The 26233-nt window shown below is 70.8% G+C and carries 25 protein-coding genes; 5 read left to right on the forward strand and 20 right to left on the reverse strand.

Annotation, left to right across the window (positions count from 1 at the left end; genetic code table 11):
* Positions 1 to 20: 20 nt before the first annotated feature.
* The 9 genes from ACTMVF_RS23425 to ACTMVF_RS23465 all read right to left on the reverse strand — a co-directional run bounded on the left by ACTMVF_RS23425 (position 21) and on the right by ACTMVF_RS23465 (position 9220).
* Positions 21 to 716: an HAD-IA family hydrolase gene (locus tag ACTMVF_RS23425; protein WP_441273048.1), complete on the reverse strand. Its 696-nt coding sequence runs from the start codon at positions 714 to 716 to the stop codon at positions 21 to 23.
* Positions 713 to 1570 carry a TIGR03619 family F420-dependent LLM class oxidoreductase gene (locus tag ACTMVF_RS23430; RefSeq protein WP_441273049.1) on the reverse strand — a complete coding sequence of 286 codons (858 nt, stop codon included), beginning with the start codon at positions 1568 to 1570 and terminating at the stop codon, positions 713 to 715. The genes ACTMVF_RS23425 and ACTMVF_RS23430 overlap by 4 nt, the downstream gene beginning before the upstream one ends.
* On the reverse strand, positions 1567 to 2451 hold the full coding sequence (locus ACTMVF_RS23435) for a VOC family protein (RefSeq protein ID WP_441273050.1): 885 nt from the start codon (positions 2449 to 2451) through the stop codon (positions 1567 to 1569). The genes ACTMVF_RS23430 and ACTMVF_RS23435 overlap by 4 nt, the downstream gene beginning before the upstream one ends.
* Before the next feature lie 598 nt (positions 2452 to 3049).
* The gene (locus ACTMVF_RS23440) at positions 3050 to 3949 is read right to left on the reverse strand and encodes an NADP-dependent oxidoreductase (protein WP_441273051.1); all 900 of its coding nucleotides are present in this window, start codon (positions 3947 to 3949) and stop codon (positions 3050 to 3052) included.
* Positions 3946 to 4761 (reverse strand): SDR family oxidoreductase, encoded by an 816-nt coding sequence (locus tag ACTMVF_RS23445; protein WP_441273052.1) that lies wholly within the window; start codon positions 4759 to 4761, stop codon positions 3946 to 3948. Before ACTMVF_RS23445 ends, ACTMVF_RS23440 begins: the two co-directional genes overlap by 4 nt.
* Positions 4754 to 5746, reverse strand: a complete 993-nt coding sequence (locus tag ACTMVF_RS23450; RefSeq protein WP_441273053.1) for a zinc-dependent alcohol dehydrogenase — start codon at positions 5744 to 5746, stop codon at positions 4754 to 4756. The genes ACTMVF_RS23445 and ACTMVF_RS23450 overlap by 8 nt, the downstream gene beginning before the upstream one ends.
* Positions 5746 to 6960: an MFS transporter gene (locus ACTMVF_RS23455; RefSeq protein ID WP_441273054.1), complete on the reverse strand. Its 1215-nt coding sequence runs from the start codon at positions 6958 to 6960 to the stop codon at positions 5746 to 5748. Before ACTMVF_RS23455 ends, ACTMVF_RS23450 begins: the two co-directional genes overlap by 1 nt.
* Positions 6957 to 8039 (reverse strand): 3-oxoacyl-ACP synthase III family protein, encoded by a 1083-nt coding sequence (locus tag ACTMVF_RS23460; protein WP_441273055.1) that lies wholly within the window; start codon positions 8037 to 8039, stop codon positions 6957 to 6959. Before ACTMVF_RS23460 ends, ACTMVF_RS23455 begins: the two co-directional genes overlap by 4 nt.
* On the reverse strand, positions 8036 to 9220 hold the full coding sequence (locus ACTMVF_RS23465) for a sedoheptulose 7-phosphate cyclase (protein WP_441273056.1): 1185 nt from the start codon (positions 9218 to 9220) through the stop codon (positions 8036 to 8038). Before ACTMVF_RS23465 ends, ACTMVF_RS23460 begins: the two co-directional genes overlap by 4 nt.
* A gap of 317 nt (positions 9221 to 9537) precedes the next feature.
* On the opposite strand from ACTMVF_RS23465, the gene ACTMVF_RS23470 reads away from it, so the two are divergent.
* From ACTMVF_RS23470 to ACTMVF_RS23480, 3 genes are all read left to right on the forward strand, one after another.
* Positions 9538 to 10155 carry a TetR/AcrR family transcriptional regulator gene (locus ACTMVF_RS23470; protein WP_441273057.1) on the forward strand — a complete coding sequence of 206 codons (618 nt, stop codon included), beginning with the start codon at positions 9538 to 9540 and terminating at the stop codon, positions 10153 to 10155.
* Between the two features lie 89 nt (positions 10156 to 10244).
* The gene (locus tag ACTMVF_RS23475; protein ID WP_441273058.1) at positions 10245 to 10937 is read left to right on the forward strand and encodes a class I SAM-dependent methyltransferase; all 693 of its coding nucleotides are present in this window, start codon (positions 10245 to 10247) and stop codon (positions 10935 to 10937) included.
* Positions 10938 to 11162: 225 nt separating this feature from the next.
* Complete coding sequence (locus ACTMVF_RS23480; protein WP_441273059.1) at positions 11163 to 12413, forward strand: GNAT family N-acetyltransferase; 1251 nt, start codon at positions 11163 to 11165, stop codon at positions 12411 to 12413.
* A gap of 42 nt (positions 12414 to 12455) precedes the next feature.
* On the opposite strand, the gene ACTMVF_RS23485 is transcribed toward ACTMVF_RS23480, so the two are convergent.
* From ACTMVF_RS23485 to ACTMVF_RS23500, 4 genes are all read right to left on the reverse strand, one after another.
* The gene (locus ACTMVF_RS23485) at positions 12456 to 12830 is read right to left on the reverse strand and encodes a hypothetical protein (RefSeq protein ID WP_441273060.1); all 375 of its coding nucleotides are present in this window, start codon (positions 12828 to 12830) and stop codon (positions 12456 to 12458) included.
* A 148-nt stretch (positions 12831 to 12978) separates the two neighbouring features.
* The gene (locus tag ACTMVF_RS23490) at positions 12979 to 13542 is read right to left on the reverse strand and encodes a hypothetical protein (protein ID WP_441273061.1); all 564 of its coding nucleotides are present in this window, start codon (positions 13540 to 13542) and stop codon (positions 12979 to 12981) included.
* Between the two features lie 34 nt (positions 13543 to 13576).
* On the reverse strand, positions 13577 to 14029 hold the full coding sequence (locus tag ACTMVF_RS23495) for a hypothetical protein (RefSeq protein ID WP_441273062.1): 453 nt from the start codon (positions 14027 to 14029) through the stop codon (positions 13577 to 13579).
* Between the two features lie 52 nt (positions 14030 to 14081).
* Positions 14082 to 14621: a hypothetical protein gene (locus tag ACTMVF_RS23500; RefSeq protein WP_441273063.1), complete on the reverse strand. Its 540-nt coding sequence runs from the start codon at positions 14619 to 14621 to the stop codon at positions 14082 to 14084.
* A 323-nt stretch (positions 14622 to 14944) separates the two neighbouring features.
* Here ACTMVF_RS23500 and ACTMVF_RS23505 point away from each other — a divergent pair, with 323 nt between their 5' ends.
* Positions 14945 to 15631 carry a gamma-glutamyl-gamma-aminobutyrate hydrolase family protein gene (locus ACTMVF_RS23505; protein WP_441273064.1) on the forward strand — a complete coding sequence of 229 codons (687 nt, stop codon included), beginning with the start codon at positions 14945 to 14947 and terminating at the stop codon, positions 15629 to 15631.
* Between the two features lie 68 nt (positions 15632 to 15699).
* On the opposite strand, the gene ACTMVF_RS23510 is transcribed toward ACTMVF_RS23505, so the two are convergent.
* The 7 genes from ACTMVF_RS23510 to ACTMVF_RS23540 form a co-directional block, all read right to left on the reverse strand.
* Positions 15700 to 17031 carry an MDR family MFS transporter gene (locus ACTMVF_RS23510; protein WP_441273065.1) on the reverse strand — a complete coding sequence of 444 codons (1332 nt, stop codon included), beginning with the start codon at positions 17029 to 17031 and terminating at the stop codon, positions 15700 to 15702.
* A gap of 3 nt (positions 17032 to 17034) precedes the next feature.
* Positions 17035 to 18258, reverse strand: coding sequence for an ATP-grasp domain-containing protein (locus ACTMVF_RS23515; protein ID WP_441273066.1), 1224 nt, complete (start codon positions 18256 to 18258; stop codon positions 17035 to 17037).
* Between the two features lie 49 nt (positions 18259 to 18307).
* Entirely contained in the window at positions 18308 to 19234 is a 927-nt protein-coding gene (locus ACTMVF_RS23520; protein ID WP_441273067.1) for a diiron oxygenase, read from the reverse strand.
* 96 nt (positions 19235 to 19330) lie between these two features.
* A complete protein-coding gene (locus ACTMVF_RS23525; RefSeq protein ID WP_441273068.1) occupies positions 19331 to 21073 on the reverse strand; it encodes a carbamoyltransferase family protein in 1743 nt (580 codons plus the stop codon).
* Positions 21074 to 21140: 67 nt separating this feature from the next.
* Positions 21141 to 22853: a carbamoyltransferase N-terminal domain-containing protein gene (locus tag ACTMVF_RS23530; protein ID WP_441273069.1), complete on the reverse strand. Its 1713-nt coding sequence runs from the start codon at positions 22851 to 22853 to the stop codon at positions 21141 to 21143.
* A 1-nt stretch (position 22854) separates the two neighbouring features.
* Positions 22855 to 24258 carry an ATP-grasp domain-containing protein gene (locus ACTMVF_RS23535; RefSeq protein WP_441273070.1) on the reverse strand — a complete coding sequence of 468 codons (1404 nt, stop codon included), beginning with the start codon at positions 24256 to 24258 and terminating at the stop codon, positions 22855 to 22857.
* Positions 24259 to 24425: 167 nt separating this feature from the next.
* Entirely contained in the window at positions 24426 to 25148 is a 723-nt protein-coding gene (locus tag ACTMVF_RS23540; protein WP_441273071.1) for a CTP synthase C-terminal region-related (seleno)protein, read from the reverse strand.
* Between the two features lie 100 nt (positions 25149 to 25248).
* On the opposite strand from ACTMVF_RS23540, the gene ACTMVF_RS23545 reads away from it, so the two are divergent.
* The gene (locus tag ACTMVF_RS23545) at positions 25249 to 26145 is read left to right on the forward strand and encodes a LysR family transcriptional regulator (RefSeq protein ID WP_441273072.1); all 897 of its coding nucleotides are present in this window, start codon (positions 25249 to 25251) and stop codon (positions 26143 to 26145) included.
* Positions 26146 to 26233: the final 88 nt, after the last annotated feature.

Raw genomic sequence — 26233 nt, forward strand, 5'->3', positions numbered from 1 at the left:
AGGCAGGCCGGCCCGCGTGCTCACAGCCGTATCCCCTCTGCCGGTTCGCGGTGTGCCCGGGGTTGCCGGATCTCCAGGCGGATACGGCCGTCCTGGACGTGGGCGGTGACGGCGGTCAGGTCGTCGACGCGGTACGGGGCCGGTTCGGCGGCGGGGGCGGCGACGGCGACGGGGGTGCCGCCGGAGCGACGGGCCGCGAGCAGGCCGGGGGCGGAGTCCTCGAAGAGGAGGCAGTCGACGATGTCCACGTCGAGGAGACGGGCAGCGGCACAAAAGCCCTCGGGGTCGGGTTTGCCGGCCCGGACGTCGTCGGCGCAGACGGCGACGGCGGGCAGGGGCAGTCCGGCGGCGGTGAGGCGGCGTTCGGTCATGGTGCGGGAGGCGGAGGTGACGACGGCCCACGCGTCCGCGGGCAGGGAGGCGAGCAGCCGACCGGCGCCCGGGATCTCGGTGACGGTGTCGGCGGTGGCCTCCTCGCGTGCCCGGATCCAGGCGACTTCGGCGGTGACCGTGGAGAAACCGGCCGCGGGCAGGAGCCCGGCGACGATGTCGTGCGCGGTGCGGCCGGGCAGCGCGGCGAGCACGGTGACGGGGTCGAGACGGTGACGGGCGGCGAACTCCCGCCAGACGCGGTCGATGGAGGCCGCGGAGTCGACCAGGGTGCCGTCCATGTCGAAGAGCAGAGCGCGGGCCGTCACGGCGCGCAGGGAGGTCATCCGATCTCCAGGGTGTGTGCGGCGAGCCGGATCAGTTCGAGGTCTTCCTTCCAGTGCCTGCGCAGACGCTGGTCGCCGGGGTCGGTGTCGAGGATCACGTGGTCGGCGCCGGCGTCTCGCAGGAAGGCGATGTCGGCGCGGATCTGGTCGGGTGTGCCGTAGCCGAGGGGCCGGGAGTCCGGGTCGGCGGGGGTGGTGGTGGGGAGGAAGAAGATCCTCGGGGCGAACTGCTTGCCCTCCGCGAGGACCCCGGCAGCTCGGGCGCACAGCTGTCGGCTGGGGTGGAGCGGGTGCCAGGCGGTACCGATGCGGTTGACGCGTTCCAGGGCGCGCGGCCCGTTGCCGCCGATCCACAGCGGCGGATGCGGGTCCTGTACGGGTCGCGGTGCGGTGTGCACGCGGTGACCGCGGTGGGTGACGGTGTCGGAGGTCCATGCCGCGACCAGGACGCCCAGGGTGTGGTCGGTGAGGGCGCCACGTCGGCGGAAGTCCACGCCCAGGACGTCGAAGGCGCGTGGGGCCCAGCCGACGCCGACCCCCACGACGAGGCGGCCGCCGCTGAGCCGGTCGATGGTGGCGGTGGCCCGGGCGAGTGCGATCGGGTGGCGGTGGGCGGCGATGAGGACGCCCGCGCCGAGACGTACGGTCTCGGTCTGCCCGGCCAGCCAGGAGAGGGTGGCGAGGCTCTCGTGGAACGGGGCGGGCGAGCGCCGGTGGGCGTCGTCGGTGAGGGCGAGGTGGTCGGAGACCAGGACGGTGTCGAAGCCCAGCTGTTCGGCCTCGCGGGTCCAGGTGAGCATGCCCTCGGGTGTCATCTGAGGGCCGAAGTTGGGCAGGTTGATGCCGAATTTCACGGGGTCACCGGCCCGGGGAGGGTGAGCCCGAAGGGGGCGTGGTGGGCGGTGGCGACCGGGGTCGGTGCGGCGTGGAGTTCGAGCAGGTTGCCGCCGAGGCGGTCGAGGGGGCGCGGCGGGGCCTGGCCGGGGACACCGTGTTCGAAGAGTTCGAGGTTGAGGACGTCGTCGACGACGACCATGGCCATCGCCGAGACGCCCTCGACGTCGAGGTCGAACTGGCGTCGCATGAAGGCTCGGTCGGCGGCGATCTCGGTACGCAGGACGACCCGTGCCCGGTGGTGGGTGACCAGGTGGTCGACCGTGGCGTCGAGGCTCTGGACGCTGTAGCCGGTGTGGTCCAGACCGAGGAGGGTCGGCAGGGGTGCGTCCGCGGCCGGCCGCTGGGCGTGGTGGAGCCGTTCGTCGGTGCTGTCGGCGTACCCGGGGGTGTCGGGCCACTGCTGGAGTTCGAAGAGGGTGCCCCAGGGTGAGCGGAAGTAGATCCACCGGTTTCCGCGGATCGGGCCCTCGGGGATGGTGACGATGTCGCCGAGGACGTCGACGCCGGGGAGGTTCTCCAGGTGGGCGACGGCCGCCTCGATGTCGCCGACGCGGAGGCAGAGGTGGTTGGTGCCGATGTCGACCAGGCGGGGCGGGGTGTCGGAGGCGCCGACGGGCGCGGTGGCAACGAGCCGCACCTCGATGCCGGGCGAGAACGACACGACGCCGGCCCCGCCGTCCCTGTCCACGGCCGAGGGCCCGGCCAGTTCCGCGAGAAAGGCGGTGGCCTCCGCGACGTCGGGCACCGCCACCGTGATCCGGTGGGCCGGCGGGCGGGTGCCCGGGGCGGGGGTCGTTGAGGTGTCCGGGGCGGCGAAGGTGTCCGGGGTCGTATTCATGCGCGGGTCCATTCGGAGTGCGGGGCCGGATCGACGACCTGGGTGGTGTGGGGGCTGGCGACCGGGGTTGGGGACGGGCCGGGGGCTGGGTGCGGGGACCGGTCGGGGGCGGGGGTCGGGTACGGGCCCGCGATCGGGGCCGGGTACCGGCCGGGGGCCGAGTGCGGGGACCGGCCGGTGATCCGGGCCGGGTACCGGCGGACAGCCAAGTGCGAGCACCGGCCTGCGACTTGGGACGGGTGCAGGCCGGCGGACAGGCACGAGTACCGGCCGGTGACCGAGACCGCGCACCGGCCCGTGACCCGGGCCGGGTACCGGCGGACAGCCAAGTACGGGCAGCAGCCTGCGACTTGGGACGGGTACAGGCCGGAGGCCGGGCGCGAGTGCCGGCCCGGGGTCGAGACCCGGTACCGGCGGTCGGCCAAAACCGCGCACCGGCCCGTGACCCGAACCGCCAGGCCGGCAGCCAAGTGCGCGTACCGGACGGTGAGCCCGACCGCCAGGCCGGCAGCCGAGTGGGCGTACCGGCCGGTGGCCGGCGCCATAGCCGGGGTCGGGACCGGGCGCGCGGTGGGCGGCGGGTGCGGGTGCGGGTGGGTCACGGCAGGAGGAGGACCTTTCCGCGCAGGCCGCCCGCGCCGAAGTCCTGGTGCGCGTGGGCGGCGTCGGCAAACGGGTAGCGGCGGCCGGCCGGGGCCGTGAGGCGGCCGGCCGCGGTCAGGTCGCTCAGCGTCTGAAGCTGGTCGCCGTTCTCGTTGACGTAGCTCTTGCGCGGGGTGATGCCGCGCTCCGGCGCCGGCTGGGGGTTGTCGTCGATGGCGACGAACTGGCCGCCGTCGGCGACCGTACGGATCGCGGCGGCCACGCCCGCGGTGTCGACGACAGCCGCGTGGGTGGCGGCGGGGAGATCCTCGGGCCGGGTGTGGACGGTGCCGACGCCGAGGGCCCGCAGGGGTTCGGTGTCGCCGGTCCGGGCCAGGGCGTCGACCGGGTGTCCGTCGGCGAGCAGCAGTTGGACGGCGATCCGGCCGACCGCGCCGGCGGCGCCGGTGACGAGTACCGGTGCGCCGGGCGGCAGCGTGAGCTTGGCCAGGGTCTGGACGGCGGTGAGTCCGGCGAGCGGAAGCGCGGCGGCCTCCTCCAGCGGCACTCCGGCCGGGGCACGGGCGAAGAGGCGTGCGTCGGCGACGACCTGTTCGGCGTAGGTGCCGTAGCGGTGGACCGGCTGGGCGATCATGCCGATGACCTGCTCGCCCACGGTGAACCGGGTGACCTCGCCGCCGGTCTCGGTGACGACGCCGGAGACGTCCCAGCCGGGGACGGCCGGGTAGGTCAGGTCCATGGTGAGGAAGCCGGAGCGGGTCTTGAGGTCGACCGGGTTCACGGCGGCCGCGGTGACGGCGACGCGGATGTCCTGCGGTCCGACGGGCAGTTCGGGCACATCGGCGAGGGTCAGGACGTCCGGGTCGCCGGTGTGGTGGAAGGTGACGGCTTTCATGCCGGTGGGTTCTCCCTCGAAGGAACGGTGGTGAAGCCGTGACGGGCGTTGGCCTCCGCCGCGGTCAGGGCGAGTCCGCCGTCGGCGAGGACCGAGGCGCCGGTGACATAGCCGGAGCCGGGCCCGGCGAGACAGGCGATGAGCGAGGCGATCTCCTCGACTCCGGCCGGGCGGCCGAGCGGAATGTCGGGGCGGGAGATCTCCCGGTAGGTGCCCTCGTCGTGGACACCGTTCATGGCGGTGGCGGTCTCACCGGGCGCGACCGAGTTGACCCTGATGCCGAACCGGCCGAACTCCAGGGCGAGCACCTTGGTGACCATGCCCAGGGCGGCCTTGCTGGCGCAGTAGAGCGCGCCGCCGGTGATGGGCACGGTCTCGTGGACGGAGGTGACATTGACGATGCTGCCCCGGACGCCGCCCCGGATCATGTGGTGGCCCACCGCGGAGGCGAGCGTCATGGGGGCGAGGGCGTTGACCGCGAACACCTCGTCGGCCCGCTTCAGTTCAAGGGCGTCGGCGGCGGTGCGGTCATTGATGCCGGCGTTGTTGACCAGGCAGTCGATACGGCCGGCCCGCTCGACGGCGGCCATGCAGCTGTCCACGGCGGCCTCCGGGTCGCGCAGATCGGCCCGGACCGGGACGCACTCGGCGCCGGTGGTGCGCTGCAGTTCCCCGGCGACCTGGCGGATCCGGTCCTCGCCGGTGGCGTAGCCGAGCAGCAGCCGGTGGCCGGGGCGGGCGAGCGCCCGGGCGGCGGCCCGGCCGATGCCGCTGCTGGCGCCGGTGATCAGTGTGGTGTGCGGGTCAGGCAAGGCTCAGCACCACCTTGGGCCGGGTCCGGCCGTGCTGGAGCACGTCGAAGGCGTGGGCGACCTCGGCGAGCGGTATCACCTGGTCGACGAGGCCGGCGGCGAGTTCGTCGACGAGTGCGACGGCGCGGGCGTAGTGGTCGACACCGTGCCGGACTCCGACGACGCGAAGGCCGTCGAGAGTGATCCGGCCGGGGTCGACGCTCTCGGTCCCCGCGGGGACGCCGACGAGGAGGCACAGGCCGCCGGGCCGCAGACGGTCCAGCGCAGCGCTGAGGGTGCCGGGGGCGCCGGAGCACTCCAGGACGAGGTCGTAGCCGGTGGGGGCGTCGGCGGTGCTGGTGACCCGGTTGCGGTGGCTGCCGGGCGGGAGGTGGCCGACGCTGCCGGGTTCGACGATGTCGACGATCACCGGGTAGCGGGCGAGGACGGCGGCGGCGAGGCTGCCCATGGTGCCCGCGCCGACGACCAGGATCTGGTCACCGGGCCGGGGGTCGGCCGCGTGGACCGCCTCCAGAACGGTGACCAGGGGTTCGACCAGGACGTGTTCGGGGCGCGGGTGCTCCGTACCGGGGCCGAAGGGGACCAGGGCGTGACGGGGCATCACCAGGTACTCGGCGGCGGCGCCGGTCCAGCCGTACAGGCCGACCTCGCGCAGCTCGGTGCAGAGGTTGCGCCGGCCGGAGGCGCAGGAGTGGCAGGACTGGCAGGGGATCATGGTGGAGCCGGTGACCACCTCGCCGTGGCGCAGCCCGGTGACGCCGGGGCCGTACTCCTCGACCGTGCCGGCCCATTCGTGGCCGAACCGGTGCGGGAAGGCGGCCCGCCCGTCGGCGAGGTAGGGAGAGGTGCCGTGGAGGAGCTCCAGGTCGCTGCCGCAGAGCCCGACGTAGGCGATCCTGACCAGGACCTCGCCGGGCCCGGCGACCGGGCGGGCGGTCTCCACCAGGGTCGCGGTGTGCGGTTTGTCTATGACGGCGGCCCGCATCAACTGCCCTCACCTACCGTCCGGTTACGAGTACGGCGGGTGCCCACGGCGAGGGCGAGGACGGCTGCCAGGGCGAGGCCGGCGCCGACCGCGGGCAGCGAGCCCAGCGATGCGCCGAGGGAGAGGGTGGCGGAGCCGATCCAGGCGCCGGCGGCGTTGGCGAGCTGGAAGCCCGCGATGTTGACCGTGGCCGCGAGGTTGGGGGCCTCGCTCGCCGCGGTGATCAGCTTGGAGGCCAGCGGCGGGATGATCGAGAAGCCCGCGGCGCCGAGGACGAAGAGCCAGGGTGCGGTGAACCAGGTGCTCGAACCGAAGAGCGCGAGCAGGCCGAGTGCGACGGTGAGCGCGCCGAGCGCGACGAGCAGGGTGCGGTCGATGGAGCGGTCGGCGAAGTGTCCGCCGAGCTGGTTCCCGACCACCGAGCCGATGCCGAAGACGAACAGGAGCAGGGTGACGTGGCCGGCCGAGAAGCCGGTGTGGTCGCGGAGGTAGGGCGCGATGTAGGTGAAGACGACGAACAGGGCGGCCTGGCTGAGCGCGGTCAGGGTGAGGGCCGCCCACACCGAGGGGCGGGTGAAGACGGTGAGTTCGGCGGAGATCGACCCGGCCGGGCGGGCGGGGGCGCGCCGGGTGACGGCCACGAGCCCGATGGTGACCAGGGTCTGGAAGACCGCGACCACCACGAAGGAGGTACGCCAGCCGAACTCGCCGCCGATCAGGGTGCCGAGCGGCACGCCGAGCACGGTGGCCAGGTTCAGGCCGAGCGAGACCCGGGCGATCACCCGGCCCTGGAACTCCGGCGGCACCAGCGAGGTGGCGAGGACCAGGCAGAGGGCGAAGAAGGTGGCGTGCGGCAGTGCGGTGACGATCCGGAAGACGACCAGGAGCGCGAAGCTGTCGGCCAGTGCCGTGCCGAGGGTGCCGATGACGAAGACCGCCATGGAGCCGATGATCAGGGCGGTGCGCGGCACCCGGGTGGTGACGATGGTGAGCAGCGGTCCGCCGATCATCACGGTGACCGCGTAGACGGTCACCAGAAGGCCGGCGGTGGCGTCGGACACCTTGACGTCGCCCGCGATGTCCGGCAGGACGCCGGCCACGAGGTATTCGACGGTGCCGACGCCGAAGACGGCGAGCAGCATCCAGAACACGGCGGCGTTGGCGCCGGCCCCTGATACGGGCTTCGCGGTCTCGGTCCTGGTGGTGGCGGTCAACGGACGCCCCCCTTCGTCTCGTTCATCTCGTACGTCTCGTTCGTCTCGGTGCTGGGTGCGGGCGCGCCGGTGTACTCCACGACCGCGCAGCCCCAGGTGAATCCGACGCCTATGCCGGTGAGCAGCAGCCGGTCGCCCGAGGTGAGGGCGCCGGAGCGGCGCAGCAGGTCGAGGCCTACGACCGGGTCGGCGGCGCCGGTGTGCCCGATCTCCCAGCCGCGTTCGGCGAGCGTCTGGCCGGCGTCGATCTTCAGCGGGCCGAAGCACTGCTTGCGCAGCAGGACCCGGCCGAAGTTCGGCACCAGCCAGTGGGCGATGTCGGCGTGCGCGGTGTCGGCGTCGGCGAGTGCGGTCTCGGCGCAGCGCGACAGTGCGGCGGTGTTCCGGGTCCAGAACTCCTCGGTGCTGCGGGCCTCGGCGAACGCGGCGACGCGCCGGCGCAGGTCGATGGGGGCGCCGGCGCCGTAGTACGGCATCGCCATCGAGTCGTTTCCGCGGTGCATCCGCTCCAGCAGCGGGTCGCTGACCACGGAGGTGGACAGCACCCGGAAGGGGCCGCCGCCGTGGCCGAGGACCAGGGCGCCCGCGCCGTCGCCGTAGACCAGTCCGCTGTCGGAGGCCCAGCGGTCGAAGAGCGGCAGCTGCCAGGCGTCGGAGGCGGTGACCATGCCCTTGCCGGAGCCCGCGCACCAGCGGCCGACGAGTTCCATACCGACGACGGCGCCCGCGCAGGCGGTGCGTATCTCGATCGGTATGCACTCCTCTATGCCGAGTTCGCTCTGCAGATAGGCGCCGCAGTTCCAGCCCTCGAGGCCGTTGTGCAGCACCACCGCGTGGACGAGGACATCGATGTCGGCGGGGTCGGTGCCGGCGTCCGTGAGCGCGGCGCGGCCGGCGGCGACGGCCATCTCGGGGGCGGTCTCGCCGCGTTCGGGCCGGGCCACGACGGCCGACACCTGTCCGGTCTTGCGGTGTTCGACCTGGCTGTACCGTCCGTTGGCCACCATCTCGGCGGCGAACTCAAGCTCTTCGGGCAGATAGGAGCCGAAGCCCTCGATGTAGAGGCTGTCCCACTTCACGCTGCCTCACCGGCCCCTACGAGTCCGCCGGCCGGTCCCACTCCCTGCCCGGTCCGTCGTCGTGCGGTGTCGAGTTCCTTGAGCGCGGTGTCCAGTTCCTCGGGGGTGACGTCGTTGACGAAGCGGTGGTGTCCGATGCCGACCGGCAGCGGCAGCCGCTGCTGTCCGTTGCGGTGGCGCACCGTGTCGGCGAGTGCGCCGTCCAGGATTCCGGGGCGGGCCAGGACGTCGGTCCACAGCGGCAGGCGCAGCCGGTCCATCAGTGCCAGTACGCGCTGGGCCTGGTGCTCGGTGACATCACCGCGCATCCGCCCCATCACGGTGGTGAGCGCCATGTCGACGGCGACCGCCTCACCGTGCAGCAGCTCCGGCAGCGCCTCCATCTCGATGGTGGGGCTGAAGGTGTGCCCGTAGTCGACGCACCGCTCCAGGCACTGTTCCCAGAGATTGGGCTGAAGTTCTTCGAGCATCAGATGGATGGCTTCGGAGACGACCCGGCGGGCCGCCCTCTCCAGGGCGGGAGTGCTGCCCTGGAAGCGGTCCTCGATCAGCAGCGGCCCGAAGTCCTCGAGAAGACCGAAGAGTTCCGCCGACTTGATCAGCGCCATCTTGAGGATCTCCGCCAGCCCGTTGGAGAGGTGACGCGCGTCGAGGGTGCTCAGGAAGGAGCGGTCCACGAAGGTCGCCACGGCCGGCGCGTAGGTGCCGAGCCGGTTCTTGCCCTGCCCGTAGTTGACCCCGGTCTTCACGCCGACCCCGGCGTCGACCAGGCCCACCAGCGTGGTGGGTATGCGTATGTAGGGGGTGCCGCGCCGGTACAGGCTGGCGGCGAGTCCGACGACATCGAGGAGGACGCCGCCGCCGATCGCGATCACCGGTTCGCGCCTGCGGTCGATACCGAACTGGTTCATCGCGTCGACCACGTCCGTCACCAGGCTCCACCGCTTGACGCTCTCGTCCGCGCGTAAGGGAAGGAGGGTGACCGCGATGCCGTGGTGGTCGAAGTAGCGGGTGATGCGCTCCCCGTGGAGCTGCTGAACGGTCGAGTCGATGACGACGAGACGCCGGTCGCCGGGTCGCAGCGGGGCGTCCGCGCAGCCCGAGAGCAGCAGGGTGCTGTCGGGCTCGAACAGGCCGGACGCCTCGACGACGTGGTACCGGACCTGTTTGACGGCCTCCACGGTCCAGGACGGGGAGGTCGAGTGACGACGGGTTAAGCCGTCGGTGTATGACGCACTGTCGTGCATGTGGAGTCCTCACGGTGTGCAGGCATGATGCGTCGCGACTGGCGACCGCTCTGTCGCCGCGCCGCGGAGCGCATGGAGATGCGGCGAGGAACCACGCCTGTACGGCGTACCGGTCCCCCTCACCGGTCCGGCGAGATTATCATTCGTTTATTGATCGCTACATGAATACTGGATCACACCGGCGTGAAGCCGCACCGCGGCCCGCGCCCCCGACAGAGCACGCTCACCGACGACGACGTGGGAGCACCCGGATGGCAGGAGTACGCGGCCAGGGCCGTAAGTTCGATCTCGAATACATCCTGGAGAAGGCCATGTTCGCCTTCTGGCGGCACGGATACGACGGCACCTCGGTAGCCACCCTCACCCGGGAGATGGGGATCAACGCTCCCAGCCTCTACGCCGCCTTCGGCAGCAAGGAGGGCCTTTTCCTCGCCGCCGTCGAGCACTACAACAACAGCTGGGGCAGCTTCATGCAGCGTGCCTTCGACGAGGAGGACCGCTCCCCCGCCCTGGTCCGGCGTCTGCTGTACGAGGCGGCCGACGCCTACACCCACACCGACTGTCCCGGCGGCTGCCTGATCATCGGCTCCGCCACCCGCGTCTCCGACGCCGGCCAGCAGGTCGCCGACCACCTCCGCGATCTCCGCAACGCCAACATCGACCGCCTGGAGGCCCACATCAATGCCGACATCGAGGCGGGCACCCTCCCGTCCGGCACCGACGCACGCGCGGTCGCCGAGTTCGCCGGGGTGATCGTTCAGGGCATGTCGCACCGGGCCCGGGACGGCGCGACGACCGAGGCGCTGCGGACGGTCGCGGGGACGGCGTGGGAGTCGGTCCGCGCACTGCTGGGCGAGACAGTGAGGTGACGCCGGGTCTCCCTGGGCCGGCCCCGTACCAAGACCTAGGCTGGCCCGCGTCTCCCGAACCGTGGAGACGGCACCCGCGGGAAGTGACCATGCGTGATCACCAGGGCCGGTACGACCACGAGCTGGGCGAAGTGCAGCGCACGCACTGGCAGGAGACGTATACCGCGCACCCCGGCATGTACGGCGAGGAGCCGTCCGCTGCGGCCCGGCACGCCAGGGGCGTCTTCCGCGCGGCCGACGCCACCGACGTCCTGGAACTGGGGGCCGGACACGGGCGGGATGCCCTGTACTTCGCGCAGAGCGGCTTCACCGTCCAGGCCCTCGACTTCAGTGCCACCGCACTGCGGCAGCTGCGCGAAGCCGCTCGCTCAAGGGGAGTCGCCGAGCGAGTGACCACCACGGTCCACGACGTACGCGACCCGCTGCCGTTGCCCGACGCCTCCGTCGACGCGGTCTTCGCACACATGCTGCTGTGCATGGCGTTGTCCACCCAGGAGATCCACGCCGTGGTCGGCGAGGTCCGCCGCGTCCTGCGCCCCGGTGGCCGCTTCGTCTACACCGTCCGGCACACCGGCGACGCCCACTACGCCACCGGCATCGCCCACGGCGACGACATCTTCGAGCACGGCGGCTTCGCGGTGCACTTCTTCGACCGCGCCCTCGTCGACGCCCTCGCCACAGGCTGGACCCTCGACGAGGTACACGCCTTCGAGGAGGGCGAACTGCCCCGCCGCCTGTGGCACATCACCCAGAGCCTGCCTTCCCGCCACACCGGCCCCTGATCAACAGCCGTGACCGCCTCCACGGAAAGCGAAGGCCTGGAGAGGGCACACCGGTTCACCCTGGCCGACACCAAGGCCGACACCAACGCCCGACACTCCGACGTGCCGGCCGCTCAACGCCGCGGGCCGAGCCGTAATTCGTTTGACCGGGCCACGGGGCAACGCCGCATTGTGGCCAGGCACCACAAGTCGTGGTGCCGGTATCCCGAGGAGGCAGCGGCAGCAATGGAGATACGTCCCACGACCGACGAGGATCTCGACGTCTTCGTCGACACAGTCCATGCCGCGTTCGGCCGCTTCCCGGAAACCCCGGTCGACGGTGGCGGGCTCTGGTGGTCGGCGCTCGAAATGGACCGCTGCCTCCTCGCCCTGACGGCGGACGGGCGGCCCGTCGGCACCGCCGCCACGCACTCCTTCGAGCTCACCCTGCCCGGTGAAACCCTCGTCCCGGCCCCCGGGGTGACCGCCGTCGGCGTCCTGCCCTCGCACCGACGCCAGGGCGTGCTCAGCGCGATGATGCGGCATCAGCTCACCGAGTTGCGGGCGCGCGGGGACTTCCTTTCCGTGCTGCTGGCCTCTGAGGCCCCGATCTACGGCAGGTTCGGCTACGGACCGGCGACCTACACGCAGCGCCTGACGGTGCAGCGCCACCGGGCCGCCCTCGCCCTCCCCCGGGCGCGCGGAACGGCCGACGCACCAGCGACCGGCCCGGGCAACGGCTCCGGCCCGGACAACGGCTCGGTCGAGGTGCTGCGTCGTGCCGAATGCGGCGAGATCCTGGAGGAGGTCTACGACCGGTATCGCCGCGCCCAGCCCGGCGCGCTGTCCCGGCCGCACCGCTGGTGGGCCTTGCGCGCGGGCCAGCCCCCGATCTCTCCGGCGCCGCGTTACGTCGCCGTCCACCGGGACCCCGACGGCGTCCCGGACGGATACGCCAGCTACTCGATCGGCGAGTCCGGGACCTTGACCGTCGACGAGACCATCGCCGGCGACGACGCCGTCTTCACGGCCCTGGCCCGGTTCGTGCTCGGCCACGACCTGGTCTCTCAGGTCGTGTTCCACCACGTCCCGCCCCAACACCCCCTGCGCTGGCAGCTCGCGGACTTCCGCGCCGGCGAGGTGAGCGGCGACATGGACTGGCTCTGGGTGCGGCTGCTGGACGTCCCGCGTGCACTGACCGCGCGCGGCTGGTTCGCGGACGGCGAGCTCGTCCTAGACGTCGAGGACCCGTTCCTCGGCGAGCACGGCCGCTACCTGCTGACCGTCAGGGACAGCAAGGCCGACTGCGTCCCGACGGACCAGGAGCCCGACCTGTCCCTGGACGTGCGCGACCTGGGGTCGGTCTACCTCGGCGGCACCGCCCCGAGCACCCTCGTGCGTGCCGGACACATCCGGGCCCACCGCCCGGACGCGGCCCCCCTCGCTGACGCCCTTTTCCGCACCGACTGCCCCCCGCACTGCCTGCACTGGTTCTGACCACGCCCTCGCCGACGTAATTGATGGTGACCAAGGGGTGGGTCACGACAGCAGCACTCGCGTCCCTATCACGGCCAGGATCGTGCAGGCGAGTGTGAACAAGGTCTGCACGACGGTGGTGACCGGCATCCTCAGGCGGGCGTGCACGACGGCGCTGGTCGCCGCCACGGCCGGGACGCCCCAGATGGCGAGCCACGTCAGGACGGGGACGTCACGGGAGTGCACGGGTGCGGAGGAGTGCGGCGCCTGTGCGCTGCCCATGCCGACCATGACGAGCACCATCCCGGCGACGACGACGATGACCGCGTCCGCGATCAGGAGCAGCAGGGCGACCCCGAGGTCGATCAGCCAAGAGGGGCGTTCGCGTGCCTGCGGAGGCGCCGGGGCGTCCTGCTCGTCCTGGGGCGGTGAGGCCATGAGTCGACTGCACCACGGAATGGCAGCCGCGAGCCAGTGTCGGCGGCCAGGAAATACTCCCCGTAGGCGGCCACTTGTCGCCCCACCCCAAGGCCGAGGGTTTCCCCGGCGGACGAGCAGACACCTCGTTTCAACCGGTCCCGACGGCTCAGGGTCGCTTCTCGACGTCCTCGACCGAGGTCGGCCCCAACTGCTTGGCGCTGGCGTACTCCGGCATCGTCATGGGTTTGTCGAACAGGAAGAACGACTGGTTCGTGCCGACGGTGAACTCCATGTACGCGCCCGTCGTGGCGTCGAAACCGTAGTAGGCATGGCAGGTGGAACCCGACGTGTACGTGCCGTCCATGCCGGGCTGTGCGAGGACCGCGACGCCATGGGAGGAAGACTCCGCCCTCTCCGTCGGAGTGAGCATCTTGCAGCGCGGCACCGGCAGGCCCTTCATGATGAAGTACCCGTACTCGCCGTTGGCGTTCTGGATGTAGACGTACGAGAGTTTGCCCCGCTGCCCCCACGTCTTGATCCACTGGTTGATCGCTTCGCGGGTCGGCGAGTACTCCATGCGGCCCGCCGGCTGCTGGGCCACGAGGTGGTCGTAGTTCTCCTGCTTGGCCTTGTTCTCCTTGTCCTGGCTGGAGTCGGTGCAGGACGCCAGGGCAAGGCCCACAACGAGCGCGACGACGGTGGCCAGGGCCGTGCGTGCGAACTTCTTCATGCGGTGCTGCCCTCTTCCCGGGATGAGATGGGGATCAGTTGGTGCACGTCGTGCGCTCGGCGGTGGCATCCAGCCGGTACGGCAGATCCTCGTCACGGAAGGACGCGCGGTGCTCCTGGGCGGCCTTCGAGTTGTAGGCGTTGACCGACTCGATCCGCGTGGCCTTCAGCGCGGTGATCGACTGGTCGATCTGCGTCGTGCGAGTCCCCGAAGCGGTCTTCCGCTCCTCCCGGAGCGCCTGGATCGTCCCTTCGGCGTTCTGCACGGCCTCGCACAGATCGAAGAACTCCTCGTACGTGGTCTGACGGAACTCGCCCGAGCCGACGGTGTTCTCGCGCTTGTCCGCCTCACCGCGAAACGGGGCGGTGATCCACCCCGCGCCACCGAAGGCGAACACCCCGATCACGTACACCACCGCCAGGCCGATGATGCCGCCGACGGCCCACGCCCCTGCCCGTGCCCCCTCGCGTACCTGCCCCATGACCATTCCTCCTCGAAGACGCTGCGAGAGCCTTGCTTCTGGTCGACGCGTGCGACAGCTAGCGCTCCGCCGGGAAGAGCCGCAGCTTCGCGGTGTCCCCCACGATGGCGAGAACGGCGATCGACAGCTCGTTGACGGTGGAGGGCCCGCCCTGGTCGGGTCGCTGCCCGAGGAGGTTGGACGTGAATCCGCTCGCGTCGACCGAGGTCAGGTCCACGCCTCCGGCACCGACGGCGCTCACCGTGAACGGTCCCGCCCGCAGGCCGGCGGCGCGCGGGAGTTCGGTGCCCTTCGTCACGACCACCGTGCAGCTTCCGTCCGCACAGGCCCGCAGCTCGGCCTGCGTCGACGGCTTCATCGGCTTGACCGCGGTCGGCGACGGCGACGAGGAGGGCTTCGCGGGCGTGGGCGATGCGGACGACGGTTCGACCGAACGCGACGGCGCGGCCGACGCGGATGCCCCCGCGTCGTCGCCCGAGTCGGAGCCGCATCCGGTCAGCGCGGCGGCGAGGACCAGGGCACAGACGGTCCCCGCCGGGCCGCGCACCGCGGACAGCCTGCCCGTACGGCGGCGGGCCGATGTTTCCGATGTGGTCATGGGGCCGTTCTACCCGCGGGTGCCCGGGAGGGGTCCCGCGCGCCCGTCACCCGGCGTCGGCCCGGTCTCCGCCACGCCGGTCCCGTCGCAAGCGAACACGACGGTCGCGGCCCGCTGGGCGCCGACCTTGGGACCGGACGCCCGAACCTCGCCCGGAGAATCCGCCGGGGGCCAGCCGGGGGCCAGCCGGGATGTGAGCGACCCGTGCGGCCCCCGCGGGCACGCCCCCGCCGCGATCTTTCTCGCGGATGTGCGGGCGGTGCCCGCAGGGCCACGGTATATGTGGTGGTGATCGCACGTTCCGGCTGAGACGGGGGAGCCCCATGAACGACCGGCCACTCATCGGCGTCACCACCTACCTTGAACAGAAGGTGAGTTGGGGCGTGTGGGAGCTGCCGGCTGCGCTCCTGCCCGCCAGGTACCCGTGGCTGATCCAGGCGGCCGGCGGGCTCGCGGTGATGCTCCCGCCGGACGAACCCGCCCACGCCGCGTCGGCCGTCGCCCGGCTCGACGGGCTCGTCATCGCAGGCGGCCCGGACGTCGAACCCGAGCGGTACGGCGCGGAGCGCGAGGAGCACACGGGCCCGCCCGCGCGGGAGCGTGACGCGTGGGAACTGGCCCTGATCGAGGCGGCGTTGGCGTCGGGCACGCCGCTCCTCGGGATCTGCCGGGGCATGGAGCTCATCAACGTCGCCCGGGGCGGGACGCTGACGCAGCACCTGGAGGGGCACGTCGAGCGGATCGGATGCTTCGGCACGCATCCGGTGAAGCCGGTTCCGGGCACCCTGTACGGGGAGTTGGTGCCGGAGGAGACGGAAGTGTCGATGTACCACCACCAGGCGGTGGACCGCCTCGGGCAGGGGCTCGTGGCGTCCGCGTACGCCGAAGACGGCACCGTGGAGGCGATGGAACTGCCCTCCGCGTCCGGGTGGCTCCTTGGGGTGCAGTGGCATCCCGAGATGGGGCAGGACCTGCGGGTGATGCGAGGGCTCGTGGAAGCCGCGCGGTGAGGCGGGGGCCGGTCGAGGCCGCGCCGTGAGACCGGCATCGGCGCGGACCTCGGCCCGTCAACCTCCCGTCACCTGGCGGCAGTCGTTTCCGCTTCTCTGGGATCCCCGGGCGCGGCGCCGGACGAGCGCTCGGGCCCCGGCGCCGCCCCGGCCCACATGCCCGCGAAAGCGATGAGACCGAGGACCGCGCACATGGCCCACACCGCCGTGCCGCTGTACTGGAACAGGGCCGTTCCCACACTCGGGCCGACCGCGTAGCCGGCGGTCTGCGCGGTGGTCAGGGCCCCGATGTACCGGCTGCGCAGCTGTTCCCTCGGCGCGGCCAGAGCGGGATAGGCGACGATCGAGGGCGCGCTGATGATCTCACCGAGGGTCCACACGATGGTGCCCATGAAGAAGATCCAGATCCCAGCGCCGATGCCGAACAGCGAGAGGCCGCCGCCGATCAGCAGACTGCCGAAGGCGATCATGGTGTGCATCGGCAGCTTCTGGGTGAACCGGGTCAACGGCAGCTCGAAGATGATGACCAGGGCGCCGTTGAGGGCAAGGACCGTGCCGTAGAGGGCCGTGGAGAGACCTCGTTCCTTGATCTCCAGCGGCAGCACCGCCTGGTACTGGGCCTCGGTGAAGGCGGTGAGGAACATCGCGACGATCACGAGGAGGAACCTGCGGTCCCGCAGGACTTCCAGGTATCCCCCGCCGCTCTTCCCAGCCCCCTTGGCCTTCCCTTCCTTCTCGGGCGCTTCCGCCTCCGCTCCTCCCCGCCCCGTCTCCGGAAGCGCGAGGAGCGCGACGAGCGCGAAGCCCAGGTTCGTGGCCGCGTTCACCAGGAACAGCCCGGTGTACGAGTATCCGGACAGCCACACGCCGAGCAGCGGACCGGCCGACGCGCCGACGTTCAGGCCGAGGCGCGTGGCCGCGGACGCCATGACGAGCCGCTTGGGCGGCGTCAGCTCCGCGAGCAGGGTAGAGGCGGCGGGCCGGTACACCTGGGTGAACGTGCCCGCCGCGAGGCTGATCACCACGAGGAGGGCGTACTGGTCCACGAAGCCGAACCACGCCGTGGCCACGCCGGAGAGCACCATGGACCCGACGATCGCCCGCCGCGGGCCGAACCGGCCGGTGACGGTGCCTCCGAGGAAGCTGCCGGCGATCGTGCCGACGCCGAACGCGGTCAGCACGAGACCGGCCCGCGAGGGGCTGTAGCCGATGTCCGTGAGGTAGAGAACCAGGAACAGCGCGACGAAACTGCCCATGCGGTTGAGGGCGACGCCGAACAGCAGGACTCTTACGGGGTTGGGCAGTTCGCGGAGCGTCCGCAGCACACCCGCGTGCTCGTCCTGCTGCTCCGGGGCGTCTTCTGGTTCCGGGGAGCCCGTTTTGGGCTGCTCGTCGGGCACGGGTCAGCACTCGCCTTCGAAGACGACGTCCGCCTCGGCCCGGTCCAGGACCGCCTCGCACTCCTCCGGGGAGCTGGCCCGCGCGATGAGATACCCGTAGCGGGCGATGTAGCCCTCGGGCGGCATGAGCAGGCGCGTGCCGGGCTCGACCAGCGGCACCGACTCGTACAGGCCCGCGTCGGGGTCGGCGGCGGGCATGGCGAGGCGGCGCACCGTGCAGCTCGCGGGCGGGCAGAGGAAGCGGATGGCGACCGTCGCGTTCCGGCTCCGGTCGAGGCGGGGACGGACGCCCAGGGTCACGTCCGCCTGCACCTGGCCGGAGTCGATGCCGTTCGCGATCCGGCCCAGATACGGAATGAGGTCGCCCCCGAGACGGCCGTTCACCTCGACGATCACGGGTCCGTCGGGGGTGAGTTTGACCTCGGTGTGGGTCATGCCGTGGGACCAGCCGAGGGCCTGGTGGGCCTCGGCGAGCATCTTCCACAGGTCCTCGTCGGCGAACAGCGGGTCGTCGGCGATGACGGTGTGCCCCGTCTCCTCGAAGTAGGGTTCGCCACCCAGCTGCTTGTGCCCGATCAGATAGGGGAGGTACTCGCCGTCGAAGACGGCCGCGTCGACGCTGATCTCAGGACCCGTCAGGAACTCCTCGACGAGCACGTCCGCGTGGTTGACCATGCCCGCCTGGGTCGCCGAGCCGGCGATCTTCAGGGCTTCGGCCAGGTCCTCGCGGGCGGAGACCTTGACCACCCCCTGGCTCGCGCCCAGGCCGCGGGGCTTGGCCACCAGGGGGAAGCCGATCCGGGCGGCGGCTTTCTCGGCCTCCTCCTCGGTCGTGACCCGGGCAACCTCGGGCTGACGGATCCCCGCCCGGGCGAGGACGTCCCGGGTCGCGCCCTTGTCCCGCACGGCGGCCACCGCCTCCGGTGTGGGCCCCGGCACCCCGAGTTCGGCGGCGACGTGGGCGGCGGCGAGGATACCGGCCTCGTGATAGCAGTACACGCCGCGTACGGGCGTGTGGGCGGCCAGTTCGCGGGCTGCGGGCACCGACACCGCCGGGTCGAAGACATCGAGGACCGTCGAGCCGACGATGTACGGGGTCTGCCAGGTGGGGGCCTCCGGGTCGAACAGCCAGACCTTGCCCCGCTGTGCGGCGGAGGCGAGGAGGTACTCGCGGAACTGTTGGTGGCCGCTCCCCAGGACGAGCAGCACACCATCCGTGTCAGTCATGTCTTCTCCCTCTGTGGCCGGCGTGGGGACCGGCGGCTCGTGACCCGCCTCAGGCGGTGAGCAGTCCCTTGTTGTAGAAGCGCTCGCGCGCGCCGGGGAGGTCGAGGACGCCGACCTCCTCGAAGAGGCGGATGGTCTTGGCGGCCGAGTGGCGGATGCCCGCGAGGACGGACTCGGGCGCGAAGGACTCGGCCACGATCTCCCGGGCCTTGCCGGCGTCGAACCCTGAGGCGAGCAGCGCCGTGTGGGCGGGACGGGTCGCGGGCTGCAGGGACCGGATGATCAGGTCGGGCAGGTACTCGGCCACCAACTTCCGGGTGGAGGCGTCCAGTTGGCCCCACAGGTGTTTGAAGAAGGCCGAGAAGAAGGCGTGGTGGCGTCCCTCGTCGATCGCGTGGTCGCGCACCGTCTCGCGGACCAGCTCGACGACCCCCTCGTCCTTCGGGATGTCGGACAGGATCGAGGTGACCAGGGTCTCGAAGACGACGACCTGGAGGAGTTGCACGAGCAGCCGGTGGTCGGGCATGTCAGCACCGACCCCGTCAAGGCCCTTGATGAACGGGCCGAAGTCGTACTCCAGGGCCGCGATGCCGGAGCGGTTCTCCAACTGGCTCTGGACGTCGAGGCTGTACAGCGAGTGGTAGCCCTCGTCCACGACGATCCGGTAGGCGTCCATGCGCGAGCCGTCGGTGAGGGACAGGCCGGTGCTGCCGTCGGCTATCAGCTGGGTCGCGCGGCAGACCACGGAGACCTCGAAGTGCATGGTGAAGCGCAGCCACTGGTAGCAGTGCTGCGCGATCAGATACCGGCGTAGAAGGTGGTCGTCGGGGTCAATGTGGGGGTGGGCGAGGTGCGGTACGAGGTCCTCGGGGAAGAACGCCTTGTGGATGTCGTCCTCGATGTCGAGGAGCCGCCTCGGATCGGCCCGGACGCCTGCGCGTTCGTACCAGTTGCGGAAGGCAGCCACTTCGGGCATGGGAGCGTGTGACGGGAACATCTTGCCTCTCGGACGTGGAGTGGACGTGCGCGCCGCGAGGGCGGCCGCCGGTCGCGGCGGCCGCCCTCGCAGTCGTCAGCGCTGGGCGAGCGGGGTCTCGCGCGGGTGTCCCGCGGGCAGGGATCGGCCGGTCTTGGTGACCAGCAGACCGTCCAGGTAGAGGTAGTCGAGTTCCGTGCGGTGGAAGGTGCGCAGGGCGTCCTCCGGCGTCTCGACGATCGGTTCGCCGTTGTCGTTGTACGAGGTGTTGAGAAGCATCGGCACGCCGGTCCGCTCGTGGAAGGCGCTGATCAGGGCGTGATACGTGGGGTCGATGTCGGCGTGCACGGTCTGCACCCGCGCGGTGCCGTCGACATGCGTGATCGCCGGGACCTCGGCGCGCCGCTCCTCGCGCACGTCCGGCACGAGCAGCATGAAGGGGCTCTCCCCGGTGAAGTCGAACCAGTCCGAGACGTGTTCGGCGAGGACCGACGGGGCGTACGGACGGAAGACCTCGCGGTGCTTGATCGTGGTGTTGAGGTAGTCGCGGGTCTGAGGGTGGCGCGGGTCGGCGAGCATGCTGCGGTGGCCGAGTGCGCGGGGGCCCATCTCGGAGGCGCCCTGGAACCAGCCCACGAAGTGGTGCCCGGCGATCAGTTCGGCGACCTCGTCGACCGTCGCCTCGCGCCACTCGAGGGTGTCCTTGTAGCGGGCGAGCGCCTGCTCGGCGCGTTCACGCGTGTACGTGCGGCCGGTCGCCGCCGAGCGCATACGGTACCGCTCCTTGCCGCCGAGCATCTCGTGCCAGCCGTAGAGGGCGACGCCGATGGCCACGCCGGAGTCGCCGGCGGGAGCCGGGATGTAGACGTCGTCGAAGGGGCCCTCGGCGCGCACGCGCTGGTTGGCGACCGAGTTCAGGGTGACGCCGCCGGCCAGGCAGAGGTTGCGCTTGCCGGTCAACTCGTGGGTGTGGCGCGCCAGGTGCAGAACGGCACGCTCCAGCTCGTCCTGGACCTTGTAGGCCACGTCCTTGGCGAACTGGTGGTTCCAGGAGCCGCGCGCGGACGGCTCGTAGTCGGCGCCCTCGGCCTCCAGGAGCTCCTTCCAGATCTGCTCCAGGTCGCCCTGCGAGACCTTGATGTCGAAGCCGTCCAAGGTCAGCCAGTCACCCCACTCCGGGCGGGGGCGGCCGTAGGGGGCGAGACCCATGGTCTTGCCCGCCTCCGGGTAGCCGCCGCACTCGAAGACACCGAAGTCCGGAGTGCCGTAGCGGGTCAGGAAGTTCATCTTCGCGGTGAAGAAGTCGTAGAACAGCCCGAGGCTCATGTCCGTGTAGTCCGCCGGGTACGACGTGGCGGCCACGGAGCGCAGTTCGGTGCCCTCGCCGACGAAGGCGGTGTGCTTCTCGATGATGCCGTCGGCGTTGCGGCTGCCGGCCTGGTCGATGATCAGTACGGCCGCGTCGTCGAAGGGCGAGGTGTAGTAGGTGGCCGCCGCATGACCCAGGTGGTGCGAGGGGAAGGGCAGCGCGTGGACCTTGCTCTTGTCCTTGATGGGAAGTTCACGCAGGATGCGCCATACGGCACCGTCGCCCAGGGGGCGGTTGCCGAGAACCAGGTCGACGTCGTCGATGCCAATGCCCGCCGCGTCGAGGCAGTAGGCGATCGCCTTCATGGGGATGGTCTTCGTCAGGCGCTCGAAGTGGCCCTGTATGAGGAAGCCTTCGGAGTGCTTGATGCGGTCTAGGCGCTCTTCTTCGATGGCGACCACGAGCTCACCGTCCTTGACGATGGCGGCGGAGCGGTCGTGGCTGAGGTTGATTCCGAGAACGTAGCTCATCTGATCCTTTGATCCTTGCTTCCGTGCAGGAATGGTCTGGGGACTCGGCCGTGCCGTTGCTTGCTCGTCAGTCGGAGGTGACCTTGCGGTAGAGCGTGTCCTCGCTCCACACCATGTCGACGCGCCCCCACTCGAGAGCCGAGGCCACGTCGGGGAAGAACCCGCTGCCGTTGAGGTTCGCGCTGGTGTTGCACAGGACCGGGACGCCGCTGAGCTCGTGGTAGGCGACGAGGATGCGCCGCAGCGTCTCGTCGTCTTCCGTGCCCACGGTCTGCAGGCGCGCGGTGTCGTCCAGGTGAAGGATGGCCGGGACGCGGTCGCGCCACTCCGGACGGACCACGTGGTCGAACAGCATGTGCGGGTCGGGGGTGCCGGGGGAGAAGATCCCGGGAGCGTGCTCCTCCAGGCATATCGGGGCGACCGGCCGATACGGCTCGCGCTTCTTCACGTCGTTGAGGACGGTCTTCATCCGCGGCTCCACCGCCGCGGCGAGAATGCTGCGTCCACCGAGAGCCCGGGGGCCGAGCTCGGCGCGGCCGTTGAGGACCACCACGGGCTCACCGGTCTCGTGCAGCAGAGCGGCGAGTTCCTCCGGCGAGCAGGGCGTGGTCCGCCAGCCCTCCGGCACCTCGGGAGTGGGCTTCAGGGCGGGACCGAGACGGGGATTCCAGCCGATGGCGACCGGGCGGCCCTTCTCGGCGACGAGCCCGAGGGCCGCCGCACCGATGGCCGACCCCGAGTCGTTCGGGAAGGGCGGAACCCAGACGTCGGTGAAGAGGTCCTGGCGTCGGATGGCGCTGTTCCACTTGATGTTCAGCGCGCAGCCGCCGACGAAGCACATGTTCCAGGGGCCCTCGCCCTTCCACGCCTTCACCTTGGCCACGAGACGCTCGATGAGCATGTCCTCGAGGAACTGGTGGACGCTGGCGAGGACGTCCTCGTCGGAGAACCCGGCCCCGGCCAGCCGCTCCTGCACATCGCGGAAGTAGGCGTGCACGAAGGACATCGACGGCTCGGACGTGCTGCCGAACCCGCCGACCTTCGACCGGAACTCGGCCGTCCTGTCCGACTCGGACTCGAAGTGCTCGGCGAACGTCGACCTCAGGACGTCGAGGATCGCCTGCTGGGGCTTGCCGAGGGCGATGTACGCCATCAGCTTGCCCGCGACCGACAGGTCGTCGACCGTGCTCGCCTCGTTCGCGCGGCGGAACGGCCCGAAGTGGTGGGCCGCTGTGGCGTAGGTGTGGCCGATCAGCGGGAAGAGCTCGCCGCCGTTCTCGACGCCGCGTTCGGGGTCGACCCAGTACAGGCGGGGGAAGAGGCCGCCGTCCCAGACGAGGACGAACGAGGGCTCGCCGCGCAGCGCGAAGTCGCTGGTGCAGTAGGCGCTCGCGATGTGTCCCGCGATGTGCACGTAGCTGCTGTACGGCCGTGACTCGCCGGCCAGCGGGAACGTGCCCTCGTGGCCCGGCTCGAACACGTCGGGGACCGCGTCGGTCTCCCGGTAGGGCGCCAGGTTCAGGGTGACGGGCTTTCCCTGGTCGGTGAGGTTCGCGTATCCGGCGTGCTTGCCGTCCCAGCCGTCGATGACCCAGCGGTCGACGTCGGAGGGCTGATAGCCGAAGTCCCGCAGGAGCGTGGTGATGATGGAGCTGCTCTCCACCTGGCTGTAGCGAGGGTTGTTGGCGAGCTTCTCCACCTCCACACTGAAGACGAGCTGTCCGTCCTCGATGAGGGCGACCGCACCGTCGTGGGTCAGTTTGAGCCCACAGATGATCAATTCAGTGGCCTTCCGTCTGGGCGTTCTTCTCACGCCAGCCCTTGGACAGGGCGGCTTCGAGGTTGTTGAGCACGGAGTGGGAATCGCGGACCAGGGTGTCCGCGCCGGTGGTGCGCAGGAAGAAGATGCCGCCGTAGCCGAGGGCTCCGCTGGACAAGTCGTAGCGCGGCATCGGGGTGCCCTTGGTGATGCTGAGCCCCGGAACGGCCTCGATCCGGCTGCCCGGGCTGAGGATGCCGGACCAGTCCACGAGGTCCTCGTCCCACGTCAGTTCCTCGGCCCACGGGTTGCCCGCGGCGTCCGTCGCGATGAGCGAGAGGGAGCCGGCCGCGCCCTTGGCGTCCAGGTCGGTGAGCATCCGCTCGGGGAATTCGACCGGCCGCCCCAGGAGGGAGTCGATGAGCATGCCGATCGGTTCGTAGCCGAAGACGTGCTCGATCTCGGGGGCGACCATGACGCCCCCGAGCCGCGCTGCCGACTCCAGTACGGACAGGCCGCCGTCGTCCATGAGCTTGATCTCGGTGTGCGTCCCGCACGTCTCGAGACCCAGCGCGTCGACGGCGGCGCGTGCCACCGACTCGACCTTCCGCTGCAGATCCTGCGGAAGGGCGCACGGGGCGAGGTTGCTGAGCTCGGTGAAGGGCGGGATGGTCGGGATGCGCGACGTGATGCACAGCGGGTGATACTCGCCGTCGGCGACGATGCCTTCGACGCTGAGGTAGTCACCGTAGCCGCTGTCGGCGTCCCACCAGCTCCGGATGGAGCCCGGGATGATCTCCTCCACGAGGAAGTCGTGCTCGGCGCCCACCTGTTGGAGCTCCATGAAGCCGGTCGCGTGGGCGTCCGCCACCGTCGCGGTCGTCTCGGCCCACGCCTCAGCGATCCGCTCGGGAGAGTCGATGACGAGCTGGCCGACCGCGCCCGCACCCCAAGCCGACTTCAGCAACAGTGGGGGCGTCAACTCCGCGTAGGCGGACTTCAGTTCGTCCTCGGAGGTGACGCGGCGGAAGCGGGGGCTCGGCACGCCCTCTCGCTCCCAGATCTCCCGCATGAGGCGCTTGTCCCGGGACTGGGCCGCCTTCGGTCCCGCGCCACGCAGACCGAGCCGCTCGGCCGCCTCGGCCACGGCGAGGACGGCGAACTCGGACAGCGTGAACACCGCGTCCGCGCCGACCCGTTGGGCCTCCTCGACGATCAGACCGACCAGGGCGTCGCCTTCGAGACGCTCGTCCCACGCCGGAATGACGGCGGTGCAGTGCGGACGCCAGGAGTCCTCCGTGTGCGACGGCATCTGCTGCAGTGCCAGGACATGCACCTCAGCGCGCTCCGCGATCTTCGGGATCGCGTACTCGAGCGGTGCGCCGCCGCGGCAGTACACGAGGAGAACGCGGTGATAGGGATCCATGACGGTGCTACTCCTTGTGGTCAAAGTGAGCGAAAGCATCCATCTGGGATGGATTCGGGCAGGGGCGTGCACAGATCAGGTCAGGATCCAGTGCCGGACGCCTGAGTCGACCTAGGCCGCCCTGTCAGGGTTTGCCTGCTTGGTGTGTTCTGCGCGGATCGCCCTGTTCAGGCCGCGGACCCGACGGGCGTCAGCCGTCGTTCCTTACGAGCGACCGCGGCCCTCGCCAGGGCCGCGCTGATCGCCTGCGCGCTCTCTTCGTCCTCGGAGAGCTCGGGCTGGAACAGCGTGGCCAGGAAGAAGGGGTGGTCCGGGAGTTCCGCGATGCGGACCTCCCCGTCCACGCCGACGCCGCTCCACCGCATCCCGTGCTGTTCCAGCACGTCGCGGTAGGCGGAGGAAAGGCCATAGGCACACTGATAGCGGCCCGTGATCAGATCCGTGCCGAGGACCCGCTCCGCCAGGGAGCCGGACTGTACGTGCACGACGCCTTCCCAAGCCATGAGCGAGCAGGCCAGGGGAATGATCAGGTGCTCCTCGGCCCAGGGGGCGTTCTCGGCGTGGCCGATGTCGGGGAGCCCGCACTCGTGGCGCGCGAACTCCAGCAGGGCGTGCTGGAATCCGCCGCACGTTCCCACAAACGGGATGCCGTGCACGCGCGCGACACGCGCGGCTTCCACGGCGCCCTTCTCGTTCCGGTAGGGGCTGCCGGGGACCAGCCAGATCGCGTCGAATTCCTTCAAGGTGCGTTCGTCCACGTCGGAGGTGGGCACCCAGTAGATGTCGAGCAGCAGATCTTCTCTGTCAGCGACGGCAGCCAAAAGAGAAGGTACACGGTTATGCGCACGGACGTGCGTGGTTCTGTCCCCCACCAGCGCGACGCGAGTCATACGTCCCCCCTGAGCTGCTGTCACATTACACATCATCGCAATCGGACCCGGGCGGACTCCAACAACAATCGATAAAAAATCATTAGCCATACTGATCGGCATGGATCTTCATGTGCTCAAGACCTTCGTCGCGGTGGCTCAGCGCAGGTCGTTCTCAGATGCCGCACGCGCACTGGGGTACACACAGTCCGCCGTCTCACAGCAGGTGGCCACCCTGGAAAACGATCTGGGGGTTCAGCTGCTGAACCGGCGGCCCGTGTCCCTCACGGCGGAGGGGCAGCGGCTGCTGGAGCACGCACAGCCCCTGTTACACCGTCTGGAAGTCGCCCGCAGCGATGTCACACGCCGGTTGGCGGCCCCCGCGGACACGCTCGTCCTGGGCGTCTCCCCCCTCGCCATGACCCGCGAGGCCATGCACGCCCTCGCCTCGGCGCGCGCCGTGAGCCCCCGTACCCGCATCACCCTGCGCATGGCCGCGCGGGAGGACATCGCCGCTCAGGTCTCGACGGGCACGTTCGATCTCGGTCTCGTCGACGGCATAGGAGCCCCCGACGACCCGCTGCCCGTGATCGATGTCGGCCCTCTCAAGACCGTACGTGTCGCGGAGGAACCCGTGGCCGTCCTCCTCCCCGCCGACCACCCCCTCAAGGGCCGCCCCAGGCTCCACCTGGCCGACCTCTGCGACGCCCAATGGATCGATGCCCCCAGCACGTCGGCCGCCCTCACCGAACTGCGCGCGATCTGTCACAGCAAAGCGTTTCCCGTGTCCCTCCGCTACGAGGGCCTGGACGTACGAACCCTGCAGGGACTGGCCGAAGCGGGTCTCGGCCAGGTCGTACTGCCCTGGTCCGTGGCGAGGGAGAGCACCGTCGGCACGGCCGTCCCCCTCGGGACGCCCCGGATCGTCCACCGGCGCGAGGTCCTCTACAGGCGCAAACTCGACGGCGCCGCCAAGGAGTTGGTCACGCAGCTCATGACGCCAGGCCGGGGCAGCTGAGCATGCGTCCGCGGCGCAGAGCTGGTGATGGCGCGCCGCGGGCGGATGCCGACTTGCACGGGTACGGGATGAACCAGCTGGGACGATC

The organism is Streptomyces sp. SD31 (assembly GCF_052068475.1).
Taxonomy (GTDB): domain Bacteria; phylum Actinomycetota; class Actinomycetes; order Streptomycetales; family Streptomycetaceae; genus Streptomyces.

What these genes read in the sequence shown, in the direction of transcription:
- ACTMVF_RS23500 (WP_441273063.1), bottom strand. Translation starts at nt 14,621, where the DNA reads ATGACCACATCGGAAACATCGGCCCGCCGCCGTACGGGCAGGCTGTCC.
- ACTMVF_RS23535 (WP_441273070.1), bottom strand. Translation starts at nt 24,258, where the DNA reads ATGGATCCCTATCACCGCGTTCTCCTCGTGTACTGCCGCGGCGGCGCA.
- ACTMVF_RS23520 (WP_441273067.1), bottom strand. Translation starts at nt 19,234, where the DNA reads ATGCCCGAAGTGGCTGCCTTCCGCAACTGGTACGAACGCGCAGGCGTC.
- ACTMVF_RS23525 (WP_441273068.1), bottom strand. Translation starts at nt 21,073, where the DNA reads ATGAGCTACGTTCTCGGAATCAACCTCAGCCACGACCGCTCCGCCGCC.
- ACTMVF_RS23450 (WP_441273053.1), bottom strand. Translation starts at nt 5,746, where the DNA reads ATGCGGGCCGCCGTCATAGACAAACCGCACACCGCGACCCTGGTGGAG.
- ACTMVF_RS23440 (WP_441273051.1), bottom strand. Translation starts at nt 3,949, where the DNA reads ATGAAAGCCGTCACCTTCCACCACACCGGCGACCCGGACGTCCTGACC.
- ACTMVF_RS23515 (WP_441273066.1), bottom strand. Translation starts at nt 18,258, where the DNA reads ATGACTGACACGGATGGTGTGCTGCTCGTCCTGGGGAGCGGCCACCAA.
- ACTMVF_RS23435 (WP_441273050.1), bottom strand. Translation starts at nt 2,451, where the DNA reads ATGAATACGACCCCGGACACCTTCGCCGCCCCGGACACCTCAACGACC.
- ACTMVF_RS23475 (WP_441273058.1), top strand. Translation starts at nt 10,245, where the DNA reads ATGCGTGATCACCAGGGCCGGTACGACCACGAGCTGGGCGAAGTGCAG.
- ACTMVF_RS23485 (WP_441273060.1), bottom strand. Translation starts at nt 12,830, where the DNA reads ATGGCCTCACCGCCCCAGGACGAGCAGGACGCCCCGGCGCCTCCGCAG.
- ACTMVF_RS23480 (WP_441273059.1), top strand. Translation starts at nt 11,163, where the DNA reads ATGGAGATACGTCCCACGACCGACGAGGATCTCGACGTCTTCGTCGAC.
- ACTMVF_RS23545 (WP_441273072.1), top strand. Translation starts at nt 25,249, where the DNA reads ATGGATCTTCATGTGCTCAAGACCTTCGTCGCGGTGGCTCAGCGCAGG.
- ACTMVF_RS23425 (WP_441273048.1), bottom strand. Translation starts at nt 716, where the DNA reads ATGACCTCCCTGCGCGCCGTGACGGCCCGCGCTCTGCTCTTCGACATG.
- ACTMVF_RS23470 (WP_441273057.1), top strand. Translation starts at nt 9,538, where the DNA reads ATGGCAGGAGTACGCGGCCAGGGCCGTAAGTTCGATCTCGAATACATC.
- ACTMVF_RS23490 (WP_441273061.1), bottom strand. Translation starts at nt 13,542, where the DNA reads ATGAAGAAGTTCGCACGCACGGCCCTGGCCACCGTCGTCGCGCTCGTT.
- ACTMVF_RS23540 (WP_441273071.1), bottom strand. Translation starts at nt 25,148, where the DNA reads ATGACTCGCGTCGCGCTGGTGGGGGACAGAACCACGCACGTCCGTGCG.
- ACTMVF_RS23505 (WP_441273064.1), top strand. Translation starts at nt 14,945, where the DNA reads ATGAACGACCGGCCACTCATCGGCGTCACCACCTACCTTGAACAGAAG.
- ACTMVF_RS23495 (WP_441273062.1), bottom strand. Translation starts at nt 14,029, where the DNA reads ATGGTCATGGGGCAGGTACGCGAGGGGGCACGGGCAGGGGCGTGGGCC.